Origin of the sequence: Ralstonia insidiosa (assembly GCF_008801405.1) — a bacterium.
GTDB classification, from domain to species: Bacteria; Pseudomonadota; Gammaproteobacteria; order Burkholderiales; family Burkholderiaceae; genus Ralstonia; species Ralstonia insidiosa.
Map to the genome: position 1 here is coordinate 2207784 of NZ_VZPV01000001.1, position 13068 is coordinate 2220851.

A 13068-nucleotide genomic window follows, 5' to 3' on the forward strand; every position below is an offset into this window, starting at 1 on the left:
AAACGAGACACCACCACATGAGGTACCGCATGACCATTCAAACCAATTACATCTTGATCTCGTCCATGGATGTCGCCCCTGAATATGAGGCACTCTTCAACGAGGTCTATGACACGGAGCACACGCCATCGCTGCTCACAGTGCCAGGAGTACGCAGCATTCAGCGCTTCAAGGGCGAGCCGTTCTCGATGGCCATCGGCTCCAGCGTGATGGACAAGGAGGCACCGGCTCCCATCTACACGGCTGTCTATGAAATAGATGATCCGAGCGTCCTCACCAGCCCGGAGTGGGCGCGTGCGGTTGAAGAGGGGCGGTGGACCGCTCAGGTTCGTCCACACACGCGCGATCGACATCACGCTGTCTACGCCCGCCTGCCAAAGCATGGCTGACATCGCTACGGTTCGCATGGGAGCGTGCGTTCAGCAACACGATTCCGCCGACACGTTGACGCTTGAAGGAGCGAACGACGCCTCCGCACTGGCGACAGGGCCCCGCGTGCATGCCGCGGGTTCGGGTGCGATTCTGTTCGATCCCTCAACGGGCGCTTTTGATGCGGCGATCCAGCAGCGCTTGTTCGCTCTTGTCCATCGCATGCGCATGGAGCTTGGCGACGATGATGCTTGCGAACTCGTACCTGGTGTCAACAACTTGCTGTTTATCTTCAATCCGCTCGCATTACATCCTGCCCAAGCTGAGCGGTGGCTCCGGCATTTGTGGGAAACCACCGAACCGCTTGCGAGCACGGGCCGCGACATTGAAATCCCGGTCATCTATGGCGGTGCGGTGGGAGAGGACCTGACCAGCCTTGCGTCGGGCGCATCGTTATCGGTCGAGGAATACGTGGACCGCCACAGTTCAGCGCTCTATACCGTCGCTTGCATCGGCTCGATGCCGGGCTTTGCCTACATGACGGGCTTGCCACCAGAGCTGGCTGTCCCAAGGCGAAAGGTGCCACGCATGAAGGTAACGGCAGGCGCCGTCATTGTGGGCGGCAATCAGGCCGGCGTAATGCCCTGCACGGCGCCATCGGGTTGGCACGTCGTGGGGACAACGCAGCTCGAAATGTTCAACCCTCATCGAGAGCGTGCCTGCCTGCTGTCTCCCGGCGACCGCGTCCAGTTTCTAGTGAAGGGAATCGAGCTGTGATTGAGATCCTCACAAACGGAGCGCCCAACGTCATCCAAGACTTGGGGCGTCCGGGGACAATGGCATTGGGAGTGAGCCGGAACGGGGCAATGGACACATTGGCCATTTCACTTGCCAACGCACTGATTGGCAACGAGGCGAGTGCCGCAGCCATAGAGGTCTGCCTGTTTCCGTTCCGCGCACGGTTCGAAACGGATACAGAGTTTGCCGTGACCGGGGCCGATTGCACCGTCCGGCTGGATGGTGAACTCGTGGCCCCGTGGTGGGCGCGCAGCGCACGAGCTGGGCAGTCCCTTTCAATTGAACGGCCGAAGCACGGGGCACGGGCTTACGTTGCGCTGCGCGGAGGCATCGACGTCGAACCCGTCCTTGGGTCCAGGTCCACCGACCTGAAAGCAGGGTTCGGCGGCCTTGGAGGACGAGGTTTGCGTCGAGGGGACACACTCAAGTTGAACGCCGTGCAGAGCCGCGACCAACGCGCCACGGACCTGGGCGTTGTTCCTCGAGACGTTCCCGCGTTGTGGCAGGAGTTGGCATCGGGTTGCGTGACGGTGAGGACGTTGCCTGCGGCGGAGTACGGACTCTTCACCTCTGAAGCGCGACACGCGTTCGAACACGCCGACTATGAAGTGACTCCTGATGCCAACCGGGTCGGCTATCGGCTAGCAGGTCCATGCCTGCCACTGGTGGCACCAGTGGAGTTGCTTTCGCACGGCATTGTTCCTGGAACGGTGCAGGTTCCTCCATCCGGGCAGCCGATCGTGCAACTCGCCGATGCGAACACCTGCGGCGGCTATCCCAAGATCGCGACCATCATCGAGGCCGACCTATGGCGACTGGCGCAGGCGCCCATCGGTTGTCGAATTCGGTTTTCCATGACGGATATCGATTCCGCACTGTCTGCGCTGCGCACACAAAGAGAAGAGCAGGCCAAGCTTCGCAGAACCCTGGCTCTCATGGCGCAGCGCGGATAACCGCGACGCATCCAAACATTGCATATCAAAGAGGGCTCACCTATGACCGCACGCGGCAAATCGCTTGAAGTCGATCTCAACTCCGACATGGGGGAGGGCTATGGCGCATATCGCATGGGGGACGATGGGGCGATTCTTGACATCGTCACTTCAGCCAACGTCGCATGCGGCATGCATGCTGGCGATCCGGAGATCATGGTTAAAACCTTCCGGCTCGCGAAGGAGCGAGGCGTGGCGATCGGCGCTCACCCGGGGTTTCCGGACCTCTGGGGCTTCGGGCGCCGGGTCATTCCTTATACGCCGGGCGAGATCGAACGGCTGGTGGCATATCAAATCGGCGCGGCCGAGGCGCTCGCCAGGTATGCCGGCCACCATATCACCTACGTAAAGGCCCATGGTGCCTTGGGCAATTTGACACAAACCGATGCCGACGTTGCAACGGCCATCGCGCACGCGATCAAGGCCGTCAACCCGGAATTGATCTGCATGACGTTTGCTGGTTCGGTGATGGAGAGGGTCAGCGGGGAACTAGGGCTCGAGGTGCGTCGGGAAGTGTTTGCCGATCGCGCCTATGACGAAGAGGGGCATCTCGTGCATCGCAAGACGCCAGGCGCCGTCCTGCATGATGCGGATCAAGTTGCGAGCAGGATGCTGCGCATGGTTCAGGCTGGCGCCATTGAAACGATCTCAGGGCGCATGCTGCCGGTACAGATCGATACGATCTGCGTGCACAGCGACACGCCCGGGGCAATCGAGATGGCGGCCAAGGTTCGTTGCGCGCTTGAACAGGCGGGTATCAGCGTCAAGTCGTTCAGCTGAGTGCGGTTTCACTTAACGTCGTTGCCATGCATATCGAAGACATCAAGACCCTAGTCGAGCGCCTCGACGCAACGCCGATCGGGGAGTTCGAGTACAGGCGCGGATCAGAAGGTCTTCGCGTCATTTTCTCCAGATCGCCGGCAATCGCACACGCCTCCTACGGTGCCGCCGGAACAGTCGCTGTTGAGGCGGATATCGCTCGACAGACATCGGTCGTGCGTGCGCAGGCGGTGGGCATCTATACGTGGTGCCACCCGCTTAGCGATGTGCAGCCAGTGGCGGAAGGCGATCTCGTTGCGACAGGCCAGCAGCTGGGGTATATCAGCGTTGCTTCGGTAGTTAGCGCGGTTTATGCCCCTTGCCGGGGCACGCTTCGCAGCCGCATTGCAAAAGACGGATGCATTGTCGGATACGGTGACCCGTTGGTGGAGATCGTAGACGCCGGTGATGCGGACTAGTTGCCTACTGTTTCCGGCCGCCCCTCAAGCGGCGTCCACGTGCGCTGACGGTCGTGGGCAGCCACATCAAGGAAGACCGCCGGACTTCGTTGTCGTTGCAGTCACTCAACCACCAAATGCATGTGCCAAGGTATGGGTGGTGTTGGGGCAGCCTAATGGAGCAGCGGCTGCAGTCGGACGGCGTGCAGCGCCATGCCACCTTCGTCCATTGAGCCGTCAGAACTTGTGCCGTCGGCCAACGGTGGCCTCAAACACCGAGCTACGCCCGCTCACGGCCATTGAGAAACCCGGCGTGCCAGCAAGCGTTCGCCATGCGCCGTTGAGCTGCGTGTAGTCGATACAGGCATAGACGTGTGGCCGAGTGAGAGGCGGTCTGATGGGGCGTCGAATGAATCCGCGTGGCAGTCGCCTTGGCTTGCGCGCTTAGCTCAGCGATCCTTCGTCGTGAGCATCAGGCGAGTTTTTCCGACGCAGCCGTTGCGGCAGCCACTGGGGACGGAACTGATAGGAGCGACGCCTCATACGCGGCAATCCAGGTGTCCAGCTCGGCGACGCATAAGCACTCGTTGTTACCGTTCGCCTGTGTTGCACCTTGTTGAGCGACGCCTGCAACACGGAATAGGTCGTCGACCATTGGGCCGCCAGAGTTTCCTTTCCGAATGAGAGAGTTGATCTCGAATCGTTGTAAGGCGCTGCGTGGAAAACGGTTGGTGACCACCGCTGGTTCGATGTTGACCCGGCGCCCGTGACTCCAGTTGGGGAAACCGATCAAGCGGCCGGGCGCATGTATGGTGATGGGCGAGTCCATACCTGAAAAGTGGCGATGCTCTGGCGGTTCCCCGACAAATTCCAGAAGTGCGAGGTCGCGATTTGGATCCATGTGCATAACGCGCAGGGGCCATTCCCGACCGTTCACGGGATTGATCGCAACGACGGACAGGTTTTGCAGGTACGGTGAGGTCACATCGGCCGTGTAGGGCACCTTACTTATCACCTGTCCTTCTGGACCGTCTGCCGTTTCTCCGATGACCGTGGTATCCACTAGGACATGCTGGCAGGTGACGAGGCGATTCTGCCGTTTGTACGCGAAAACAGTCCCTTGACCGCCCATCATGCCGGCGCCTCTCCCTTCGGGGAGCTCGAAGTTTCCGGACCACTGCAGAACGAAGACCGCACGCGCCACATCATCAACGTTGCGGACGATCATTTCGACCGGAAGGGTGGATGCATGAAAGCCCTCGTCAATAACGCGCTCGGCCTGGACCAGTCGGTTGTAGCGCTCGGCCAAGCGGGTGTAGATCGCATCGTCGGCGCCGCGCACCATCCGAACATAGAGGAGCTTGCCCCACAGAACATTCTTCAGGGCAGGAGGCTTCTTCGTCCGGGTCTGTCGCTTCCAGAGCCGCTTCTCATACGCGAGTGACGCTCCCTGGGCAACACGCTGCTCCCATGTGATCTGGGCGGCCTGGTAGCCGTATTTTTCCCAGGCATGCAGGGCACCGCGGATGCGGTCGATGAACGCCCGCTTGACGTTGGGAAACTCGTTGATGACGATTCCGGTCACCTCCATCCGCCGTCGCCGCGTGGACATCCGCGTCTTCGACGGGTTGACCTTGAAGCTATGCCGCTCAATGATGCCGACCAGCTCATTTCCGAGCTTGATCTCCCCGCCGTCGAATATGCAGATGTTCGCAGGTAGTGTGGCGGCCGTGGCGCGCGTAAAGCTGAACGTGATGTCGTCGGCGTATCGGGTGTAGGTTGCTTGATGGCGCTTAGCTAAGTCCATGAGATCGCGGTCAAGCGCGTTTCAGTTACGGGCTTGGGCGGGACCGCCGGAAGCCGCGTGGCTGCCGGGCTCGATGGTACGGTGATGGGCGCCAGCGCGGCTTCGATTCGGTGCTGCGCGAACGGGTCGGCCGCGTCAATGTAGCGCATGGCGGAGCGGACATCTTTCCAGCCGACATATTCCATCAGCATCTTGATGTCCCACTGGTTCGCGTTGGCCCAGGTGGCAAAGCCCCGCCGCAGCGAGTGGCTGCTGTAGCGATCCGCCTGCGGCAGCCCAGCACACTGAAACAGCGTTCGCAGCAGAGGCACAACGCTGCTGGCCTGAAGCGCCACGCCGGCGATGCGACCCCAGCGATCGATCCGCCGAAAGACTGGGCCCTCCGTTAAGCCGGATGCGGTTATCCAGGCCTCATAGGCTGCCACCGGGCACAGGCGCGACAAAGCCGGCGCCCGGTGCGTCGTGCCCGCGTGGTTCCGGTCGGTCTTGGTGCGAGGCAGGAAGATGATCATGCCTCGGCCGCGCTCGACCGTGATGTGTTCGATCTGCAGCCGGCTCAGTTCGTCCGATCGGAAACCACGCCAGAAGCCCATCAGTACCAGAGCCTTGTTGCGCGTATGGACCTGGCGCTGGTGGCCGTTGCCCGCCATCGATGATGTGGCGATTTGGGCATCCAGCCACGCCACGAACTGCTCCAACTGGGCGAGCTGCAGGGGCTTGGCGCGCCGTTCCTGCGCCGGGTGCAGCGCTTGAATGCCCTTGAGCACCTTGCGAACGTGTGGCGCCCGGGTCGGGTCGGGGAAACACTGGGACACATGCCATTGTGCGATCGCAGCAAGGCGCTGGCGCAGCGTGTTGATGGAGAGCGTTTGCGCGTAGTCGGCCAGGTAGCGCGCGATGCTATCGGCGCTCGTCGGCAGGAAGCCACCCCATTCGGATTCGAAATGCCGAATGGCCGACTGATAGCTGCGCCGCGTGTTGTCGCGGGTGGCTGCTTCCAAGTATTGGTCGACATCTTGCATGACAGTGGCTGGGCTGGTGAATTTGCAGGTCGAGGCTAGAGAATCTCCCACGCTCGGCGAAGTTGGAAGTTCGCCGAGCGATAGCGGAGCACTGTGATGAGAAGAACTAGGTCGAATAGGCAACTATGCCCAGATGTCTAGGCGCAAGTCAGTGCTTGTGTCCTGACATATCCATGCCCATACCCGACGAGTCGGCGCCCGCCGTGATATCTCGCACCTGGGCCGTCACCGTTTGTTCCGTTACCTTGCCGTTCTCGCGAATTTTGAGCGTGATCGGCACCGTGCTGCCCTTGACCAGTTGCGCCGTCAGGCCGATCAGCATTACGTGGTAACTCCCAGGCGAGAGTTCGACGGGCTGCATGGCTGGCAGGTCGATTGCGATGACGGGGCGCATGCGCATCACATTGCCGTCCATCGTCATCCTGTGCAACTCCACAGTTTTGGCTGCGGGTGAACTCGCCCCGATGAGCTTGGCGGCACTGTGGGCCTGCAAGGTCATGAACGCACCCGTAGAGGTTTGCGCCGGGACGGTGCCGCGGACCCACGCGTTGCTGACGTCAACCTCTGCGGCAGCGAGCCCGGGAACCAAGGCAGTAGCCACCATCATTGCGGAAAGGAATCGAACGTTCATCTCTACTCTCCTAATCATTGAGTTGGGCGCATCAGACAGTATAGGTATCGCGGACGTGCTGATTTGGGACAACCACCTCTGCACATCTGCAGCATGAGGAGTCCGGTTCACTCTGTACTGTATTTCGCGATGCCGCCCGCTGAGGCAAGCTGGCAGGCGCGGCGCCCGGAGATGTTGACCTCCTGCCGCGACTGCAGCATGCTTGGTGTGTCGCGTCCGTCTATCTAGAACGAGGCACTCAGGCCGACCCGATAGTTGCGACCGGGCATCGGGTAACCCGCGTTGTACGCGTAAGACGCGTTGAACAGGTTGTTCGCGCTGACGAAAACCTCTCCTTTCTTGCCGAGGCTGCGTATCGGGTAAGCAACGCGAAGATTGGCGACGGTGAATGCCTTGACCTGATCGTTACTACTCGTGAGGCTACGGTCCCAGGTTTGGGAGTACATCCTGGTTTGATGCTGCGCGTCGAAGGCGATGCGGAAGTTGGCGATATTCCCGTTGACGCCGACCGAGTAAGCCATGCTGGGCGCGTACGGGATGTTGCTCACGGACGAGTTCAGATGGGTGGCTCCTGCAAATACAGCCCAGTTTGCCCCGAACTCCTGTCGAACGGAGGCTTCCACGCCGCGTACCTTGTAGTCCGGGTACTGATTGCTCCAGACGCCTGTTGCAAAGGGCGTGAAGCCAGACCAGACATAGCGATCGCTGACTGCATCTTGGAAGACGCTCACGTCGAGATGTGTGGTCCCGGAAGCATCCCACTTTGCCCCGATCTCCATATGTTTGTTTGTTTCTGGAGAGAGCGTGTTCCAGCCGTTATTGGCTGCAAACGCCATGGGCAGCGCACGGGGCAAGGCATAGGCTTCTGCTCCCGGATACAGAATGCCCACCGCATAGTTGGCGTAAACCGTGAGGTTCTCGCGAATGAGCGACACGCCGGCGCTAGGTGCGCCTTTGGACGAATAGACGTTGCTTTGGTAGGTGCGTATCCCGGCCGACGGTCGTACAACCCAGCTCTCGCCAAGGTTGAAGGTTTGACTGATGCCAAGGTAAGGGGAGGTGATCCTGAACGTGGGAATGTCGGCACTACCTGCAATGCCAAACGCGAATGGCGTGCCGACGGCCGCGCCCACATTCGGTCCGGTCATTGAACCGGAGATGCTGTCATAGTCGATCCCCCCTACGATCTCACCCCCGTGCCAGGGCGTAAATTGCTCTTTCCACCGGACACCAAACATGTTGAAGCGGCTATTGAAGGTTCCCCAGTTGGCGTCTTGAGAAAGATCATTCTTGCCTTGGTTGGAGTACACCTTGAATTCACCGCGCCAGTCTTGCGTCTGGTGTGCCACGAAGGCAGTCACCATGTCTGTCGAGCTGCTGTTTCGACCAACGCCATTGGACTGGTAAGGGCCAACCGGGGCGGCTGTGACCGGGTAACGATTGTCACCTGGGTCTCCAACACGATTCTCCACGTGAAGGTAGCTTAGGCCCGCTGACCATACATTGTTCAGACGAAAGGAAATCTTCCCCAGGGCATTCTTGAGATCGGCATCTCCGTTGGGGCGATAACCGTTTGATTCCGCGCTGCCAACGGCCATGGAAAAATCCATGACGTCCGTGCGCCCAAACAAATTGCCTTGGAAAATACGGGTCCCGTATGAGCCAACAGTCGCGCTGGCATCGCCATGAACGCCATTTTCCGTCGGCGTTTTTGTCAAAAGATTGATGGATGCGAAATTGTTCCCGGATACCAACGGCTGCGGTCCTTTGTTCACCTCAATTGTCTTGATGCCGTTGAGCGGCAGCAAATCCATCAATGGGTGATTCCACAGGCCCATATAAACAGGAAGGCCGTCAAGGTAAGTCTTGATTTCGCTACCTGGCCGGCTGGTTCCCGTGCCGCGGATGTACACACTGCCGCCTTCGTTACCCGAATAGTTACCGACAGCATCGTAAAGAGAAACCTGTACGCCCGGCGTCATTCTTAACGCATCGGGAAGGCTCAATGCCCCCAGGTCCTTGATTTGCGCTTCCGTCACCTTGGTCGTCAATGTTGAAAATCCATCGACTTGGTTCGAGTCGACAATTGGAGGTGCCGTGACGGTGGCAGTCGGCAGGTCGACGGTTTGTGCATAAGCGTTGCTGCCGAAGGCAAGGGCGATGGCGAGCGCGATCGGGTGATGCTTGGGTTTCATGCTGTTGTCTTTTTCTTGTAGGTCAAGATGTGGGTCATTGATGATCGTGTGTAGGGTGTTCGTGCATGCGGGGGTCGTCTGCGGTGCCGAACAAACCAAATTGCCTGATGCGCTCGGGAGCCACCGAGCGCTCAGCCTGGTTCAACTGTGCGATGAGTTGCTGCGCGGTCGCGTCTGGAATCCCGGCATCCTTCAGCACCTTGGCATCCTTGAAGCCGTCGCCGCCGCAAGCCATGATTTCCCACGCACCATTGGCCTTGCGCAGCAGGGCGCGTCCGCCCTTGGGGCCTTGGGTCCAGTCGGCAAGCCCGTAGTCGCCAACCACGACGACCGGCGCGGTGTCCACCTTGTGGCCAGGCCGGTCATAGGTCTGCCCGATGCGTTGCTTGATTGCCGTCGCCGGATCTGCCTTCTGCGCGAAGGCGCCGGATGTCCCGCTGCCGATCAGTAGTGCGCACATCACTGCGGCAGCAGACGGAATGCGCTCGCGTGTTTTCATTGCATGTCTCCTCTTCGTTAAAAAATGGAAATTGACCGACCGGAAAGGGCCGCATCGGTTTTGCCTGCCAGCATTGCCAGCGCCTGCATCAGAAAAAAACTGCCCCAGGCGGATTCGACTAGTTCGTGCCGATCCGGTCTCGTTCTGATGCAAGCACCCCAAAAAATCCCTGCGGGCACGCCGTCGGCTTCGTTGCCGGGCTTGGTCAAGTAACGGCTGCGTACGATTGCAGCGATCTGGCGTTCGGCGAATGTCCGCCAGCGCGTTTCGCCGGCGTGCTCGCACAAGGAGAGCATCGCCATCGCTGCGATCAGTGCAGCAGAGGGGTCCTCGATGCCTTGTGGTTGATCCAGCCGATCGGGCGGCATGGACGATGGACGTGAGCGCAGCCAGTATTCGCACGCAGAGCGCGCTTGCTGTGCATACGGCTCACCCCACCGCGCGGCGCTGGCCAGTCCTAGCATGGCCCACGCTTGCCCGCGCGACCACGCTCCGGCCCGGCCAATCGGCGTGAAAGACCGTCCGGTATGCGCGGCCTCGGCATAGCAGGCCCCATCTTCGGTCAGACAGGTGGAGATGACCGTATCGGTATGCCGCCGAGCAGCGTTTTGCCATCGCGGCGCTTCGCGCAACGTCAGCAACCGGATGACGGCAGCTAGCGCATCGATGCCAATGTGCTGTCCGCCATGTTTGCCACCGCCGATAGCGGTACCGGTAGGAATGCATTGCAGCTCGGGGTGAAATGAGGCGGCAAGCGCCTCGGCTGCGGCGCATGTCTGCTGCGCGCAAGTCTCGTTGCCGAACCAGCGTGCGCCCGGTGCTGCCCCGTACCAGAACAGCATGGCGCGATGGATGGAATCCGCTTTGAGCTTGGGCGCAAGCCGCTCGCACAGTTGCACGGCTTTGAGCCGTTCGCTCGCTACGCCCGCTAGGCGTGCTCGCAACCACCAGCATCCTGCCCAGAAACCGCCGACCCACGAACCGCCTTCTGAGAGGACCCAACAGTCCTCAGTGCCAACCGAATAGAGCGGAAAACCCGCACCGCATTGCACTTCGACGGCGTCCATGCGTGTGCAGAGGTTCTCCAGCGCCGCCATGATTTCCGCTTGGCTCAACGTATCGTTTTCCGCAAACGGCGAGGTGGTCATCGGTCCCTCCTCGCGCGCACCCGGGCCAGCGAGAGGGCGATCGCGCATCCTGCCATCAGCACTGCGATGGCAAGCGTCCATGCCCCTGAGAACCCATAACGGGAATTGATCACCGCCCCGCATAGCGGGGGGCCGACAGCGAAGCCACCGAAGAACGCGGCCGACAGCAGCCCCGAGGCCGTGGCCGCGCCGCCGAAGATCGGGTCTCTCAGCAGCATGCCCATCGCGATCGCGTTGGTCGCCACCGCCGTCAAGCCCATCCCCGCAGCGCCAGCCCACAGCATCCAATGCGTAGTGGAGTCCGAGCACATGGTGATGCCGACGGCCAGTGCGGCGAATGCCAGCAGTGCGAGCAGCAATTGCGATTCGTCCTTGAGTCGGGCTCCCAACGGTGTCAGCACCACGCGGGAAAAAATGCCCGTGGCCCCAAACGTAGCGACCATGAGGCCGGCTTGCGCTGGCGTTGTTCCGTGCAGGGTGGCGAACAAGGGCAGGAAGGTGACGAAGGACGATAGGGCCATGCCGACACAGCCTTGGACCCCCATCAACCGCCACAACAGTCCGTTGGGGCGCAGAGCTGCGCGACCTTTGGCCTGTGTCGCGCGCCGTGCCGGTGCCGGTGCCGACAGCGGCGATAGCAGGCACATCAGCAGTGAAACCGGCGCGATCAGACCCAGCGCGGCGCGCCAGCCGTAGTGGGCCGCTAGCCCCGGCAGCGCCAGACCGGCAAACAGTGCGCCGATCTGTACACCGGACTGCTTCAGACCGACGATCAGCGCTTTTTTCTCGGGCGCAACCCGCTGCGCGATGAGCAGGTTGGTGACTGGGTTCGACAGTGCCTGCGCGACCCCGCAGATGGCGACGGCAACAATCACGCCGCCAAAGCCCGGCACGGCAAGGATTGCCGCGTAGGCCAAAGCCACCGCCGCAAAGAGCATACACAGTCCACGCCGCGAGCCGAGCCGCTCCACCAGCGGCCCCGCTCCAAGCGAGAGAACGGCGGCGAGACCGAAGGCGCTCATCGTGACATAGCCTAACCACCCGGCCTCGATATGCAGGTCGCGGATCAGGAACGGCCCCAGCGTGCCGATGGCATACAGGATCAGCATTGGCAGAGCCATCGCCATGGTCAACGTTGCACTCAACCCAAGCTCGACCCGTGCCGTTCGGCGAAAAAATTTGGTCGCCGCCCTCATTGCGCCGTCTCGCTTTTCGACTCGGCATAGGCTTGCAAGAGCTGCTTGCCGATGTGGTTGATCAGCACCTCGTCCGCGCCGTCCAGGATGCGCGTGGCGCGGGCCATGCGGTAAATGCCGGAGAGCGGAGTCTCGTCGCCGAGACCTTCTGCGCCAAATATCTGGATGGCGGAATCGGCTGCAACATGCAGTGCTTGCGATGCTGCGACTTTCGCCATGTTGACCGCAACTTCGCTGCGCTCTTGCTGGTCCACGCTGACGGCCGCCAGCCTGACGAGGCAACGTGCGCTGGCGATGGCTTGATGCGCTTGAAAGACGTGCTGTCGCACCAACTGCTTGTCCGGCAGCCGGGCCAGGGCGCCGCGCGGCGAGCAGATACGCCCGCACATCAAATCGAAGCAGCGCTGTGCCAGCCCGACCCAATGGATGGCGTTAAGCGTGCGCCCCAGGGCCAATCGCTCCTGCATTAGATCGAGCCCCCGGTCGCGTTGCCCAAGGACGTAGCTCTCAGGCACCGATACCTGGTCGAAGGACAATTCGCATTGCCCCTGCAGCCGGCCCAGGACCGGCATCTCCCGCTCGATGCGAAAGCCCGCTGCGTCGGTGGGCACCACAATCATTGAAAAGGCGTGTTCCGGAGCGGCCTCCTGCCGGGTACGTGCCACGACCGTGACGAAGGTAGCTTGTGCGGCCCGGGAGATGTACCACTTGCGGCCTTCGACGATCCACTTGCCGCTGGTCAGCTCGGCACGGGTCTGCATCGTCGCCGGCACCGATCCTGCGGCATCCGGCTCCGACATGCCGTAAGCGCCGATGCCGCTCCCCTCCACCAACGGCGTGAGGAAACGCTCGCGGACAGCAGCGCTGCCGTGCCGGCGCAGCATATGTACGTCCAGCGTGGTACGACTGCCGAAGATCGCAGGCCCGTATTCCGAACGGCCTTCCTGTTCGGCAACCGGCAGGTATTCAGCCAGCGAGGCAATCTTGCCGCCGTGGTCAGCAGGATAGAACAGGCCCCATAGCCCAGCCTCCCGCGCGGTATGCGCCAGCTCAGCCATTTTTGCGGCGGCCTGGGCATCGCCCTGGGCCAGTACCGGCTCGCTCGGCACGATGAGGTCGTCGGTGAAGGTCTTGACGGCATCGGCCAGCGACTGCGCCGGCATGCCGAGATGGAGTGGGAGGGCGGACAATGTC

Annotated in this window: 13 protein-coding genes; 5 read left to right on the top strand and 8 right to left on the bottom strand. The window is 61.3% G+C overall.

Annotation, left to right across the window (positions count from 1 at the left end):
• Positions 1–29: 29 nt before the first annotated feature.
• Genes F7R11_RS10505 through F7R11_RS10525 form a run of 5 tightly spaced genes read left to right on the top strand, consistent with a single transcriptional unit; the run spans position 30 to position 3397 of the window.
• Entirely contained in the window at positions 30–389 is a 360-nt protein-coding gene (locus F7R11_RS10505) for a hypothetical protein (RefSeq protein WP_064803348.1), read from the top strand.
• A complete protein-coding gene (pxpB, locus tag F7R11_RS10510) occupies positions 382–1146 on the top strand; it encodes a 5-oxoprolinase subunit PxpB (RefSeq protein WP_197495034.1) in 765 nt (254 codons plus the stop codon). The genes F7R11_RS10505 and pxpB overlap by 8 nt, the downstream gene beginning before the upstream one ends.
• Positions 1143–2120, top strand: coding sequence for a 5-oxoprolinase subunit C family protein (locus F7R11_RS10515; RefSeq protein ID WP_064803350.1), 978 nt, complete (start codon positions 1143–1145; stop codon positions 2118–2120). Before pxpB ends, F7R11_RS10515 begins: the two co-directional genes overlap by 4 nt.
• Positions 2121–2162: 42 nt before the next feature.
• Positions 2163–2939 carry a LamB/YcsF family protein gene (locus F7R11_RS10520; RefSeq protein ID WP_064803354.1) on the top strand — a complete coding sequence of 259 codons (777 nt, stop codon included), beginning with the start codon at positions 2163–2165 and terminating at the stop codon, positions 2937–2939.
• A 26-nt stretch (positions 2940–2965) separates the two neighbouring features.
• Positions 2966–3397, top strand: coding sequence for a hypothetical protein (locus F7R11_RS10525; RefSeq protein ID WP_064803356.1), 432 nt, complete (start codon positions 2966–2968; stop codon positions 3395–3397).
• A 451-nt stretch (positions 3398–3848) separates the two neighbouring features.
• On the opposite strand, the gene F7R11_RS10535 is transcribed toward F7R11_RS10525, so the two are convergent.
• The 8 genes from F7R11_RS10535 to F7R11_RS10570 form a co-directional block, all read right to left on the bottom strand.
• The gene (locus F7R11_RS10535) at positions 3849–5183 is read right to left on the bottom strand and encodes a S1 family peptidase (protein WP_064803358.1); all 1335 of its coding nucleotides are present in this window, start codon (positions 5181–5183) and stop codon (positions 3849–3851) included.
• A complete protein-coding gene (locus F7R11_RS10540) occupies positions 5174–6205 on the bottom strand; it encodes a site-specific integrase (RefSeq protein WP_064803360.1) in 1032 nt (343 codons plus the stop codon). Before F7R11_RS10540 ends, F7R11_RS10535 begins: the two co-directional genes overlap by 10 nt.
• A gap of 148 nt (positions 6206–6353) precedes the next feature.
• Positions 6354–6836, bottom strand: a complete 483-nt coding sequence (locus F7R11_RS10545) for a copper chaperone PCu(A)C (protein WP_064803362.1) — start codon at positions 6834–6836, stop codon at positions 6354–6356.
• A 224-nt stretch (positions 6837–7060) separates the two neighbouring features.
• Positions 7061–9031, bottom strand: a complete 1971-nt coding sequence (locus F7R11_RS10550; protein WP_082932818.1) for a TonB-dependent receptor — start codon at positions 9029–9031, stop codon at positions 7061–7063.
• A 34-nt stretch (positions 9032–9065) separates the two neighbouring features.
• On the bottom strand, positions 9066–9530 hold the full coding sequence (locus tag F7R11_RS10555; protein WP_064803364.1) for a copper uptake system-associated protein: 465 nt from the start codon (positions 9528–9530) through the stop codon (positions 9066–9068).
• A 17-nt stretch (positions 9531–9547) separates the two neighbouring features.
• Positions 9548–10678 carry a hypothetical protein gene (locus F7R11_RS10560; protein WP_064803366.1) on the bottom strand — a complete coding sequence of 377 codons (1131 nt, stop codon included), beginning with the start codon at positions 10676–10678 and terminating at the stop codon, positions 9548–9550.
• Positions 10675–11805 carry an MFS transporter gene (locus tag F7R11_RS10565; RefSeq protein WP_231973195.1) on the bottom strand — a complete coding sequence of 377 codons (1131 nt, stop codon included), beginning with the start codon at positions 11803–11805 and terminating at the stop codon, positions 10675–10677. The genes F7R11_RS10560 and F7R11_RS10565 overlap by 4 nt, the downstream gene beginning before the upstream one ends.
• Before the next feature lie 65 nt (positions 11806–11870).
• Entirely contained in the window at positions 11871–13064 is a 1194-nt protein-coding gene (locus F7R11_RS10570) for an acyl-CoA dehydrogenase family protein (RefSeq protein WP_233177084.1), read from the bottom strand.
• Positions 13065–13068 lie beyond the last annotated feature (4 nt).

Excerpts from the sequence above, each read along its gene's own strand:
- F7R11_RS10520 (WP_064803354.1), top strand. The coding sequence starts at position 2,163 with ATGACCGCACGCGGCAAATCGCTTGAAGTCGATCTCAACTCCGACATG.
- F7R11_RS10540 (WP_064803360.1), bottom strand. The coding sequence starts at position 6,205 with ATGCAAGATGTCGACCAATACTTGGAAGCAGCCACCCGCGACAACACG.
- F7R11_RS10565 (WP_231973195.1), bottom strand. The coding sequence starts at position 11,805 with ATGGCGATGGCTCTGCCAATGCTGATCCTGTATGCCATCGGCACGCTG.
- F7R11_RS10550 (WP_082932818.1), bottom strand. The coding sequence starts at position 9,031 with ATGAAACCCAAGCATCACCCGATCGCGCTCGCCATCGCCCTTGCCTTC.
- F7R11_RS10545 (WP_064803362.1), bottom strand. The coding sequence starts at position 6,836 with ATGAACGTTCGATTCCTTTCCGCAATGATGGTGGCTACTGCCTTGGTT.
- F7R11_RS10535 (WP_064803358.1), bottom strand. The coding sequence starts at position 5,183 with ATGGACTTAGCTAAGCGCCATCAAGCAACCTACACCCGATACGCCGAC.
- F7R11_RS10505 (WP_064803348.1), top strand. The coding sequence starts at position 30 with ATGACCATTCAAACCAATTACATCTTGATCTCGTCCATGGATGTCGCC.
- pxpB (WP_197495034.1), top strand. The coding sequence starts at position 382 with ATGGCTGACATCGCTACGGTTCGCATGGGAGCGTGCGTTCAGCAACAC.
- F7R11_RS10560 (WP_064803366.1), bottom strand. The coding sequence starts at position 10,678 with ATGACCACCTCGCCGTTTGCGGAAAACGATACGTTGAGCCAAGCGGAA.
- F7R11_RS10555 (WP_064803364.1), bottom strand. The coding sequence starts at position 9,530 with ATGAAAACACGCGAGCGCATTCCGTCTGCTGCCGCAGTGATGTGCGCA.
- F7R11_RS10525 (WP_064803356.1), top strand. The coding sequence starts at position 2,966 with ATGCATATCGAAGACATCAAGACCCTAGTCGAGCGCCTCGACGCAACG.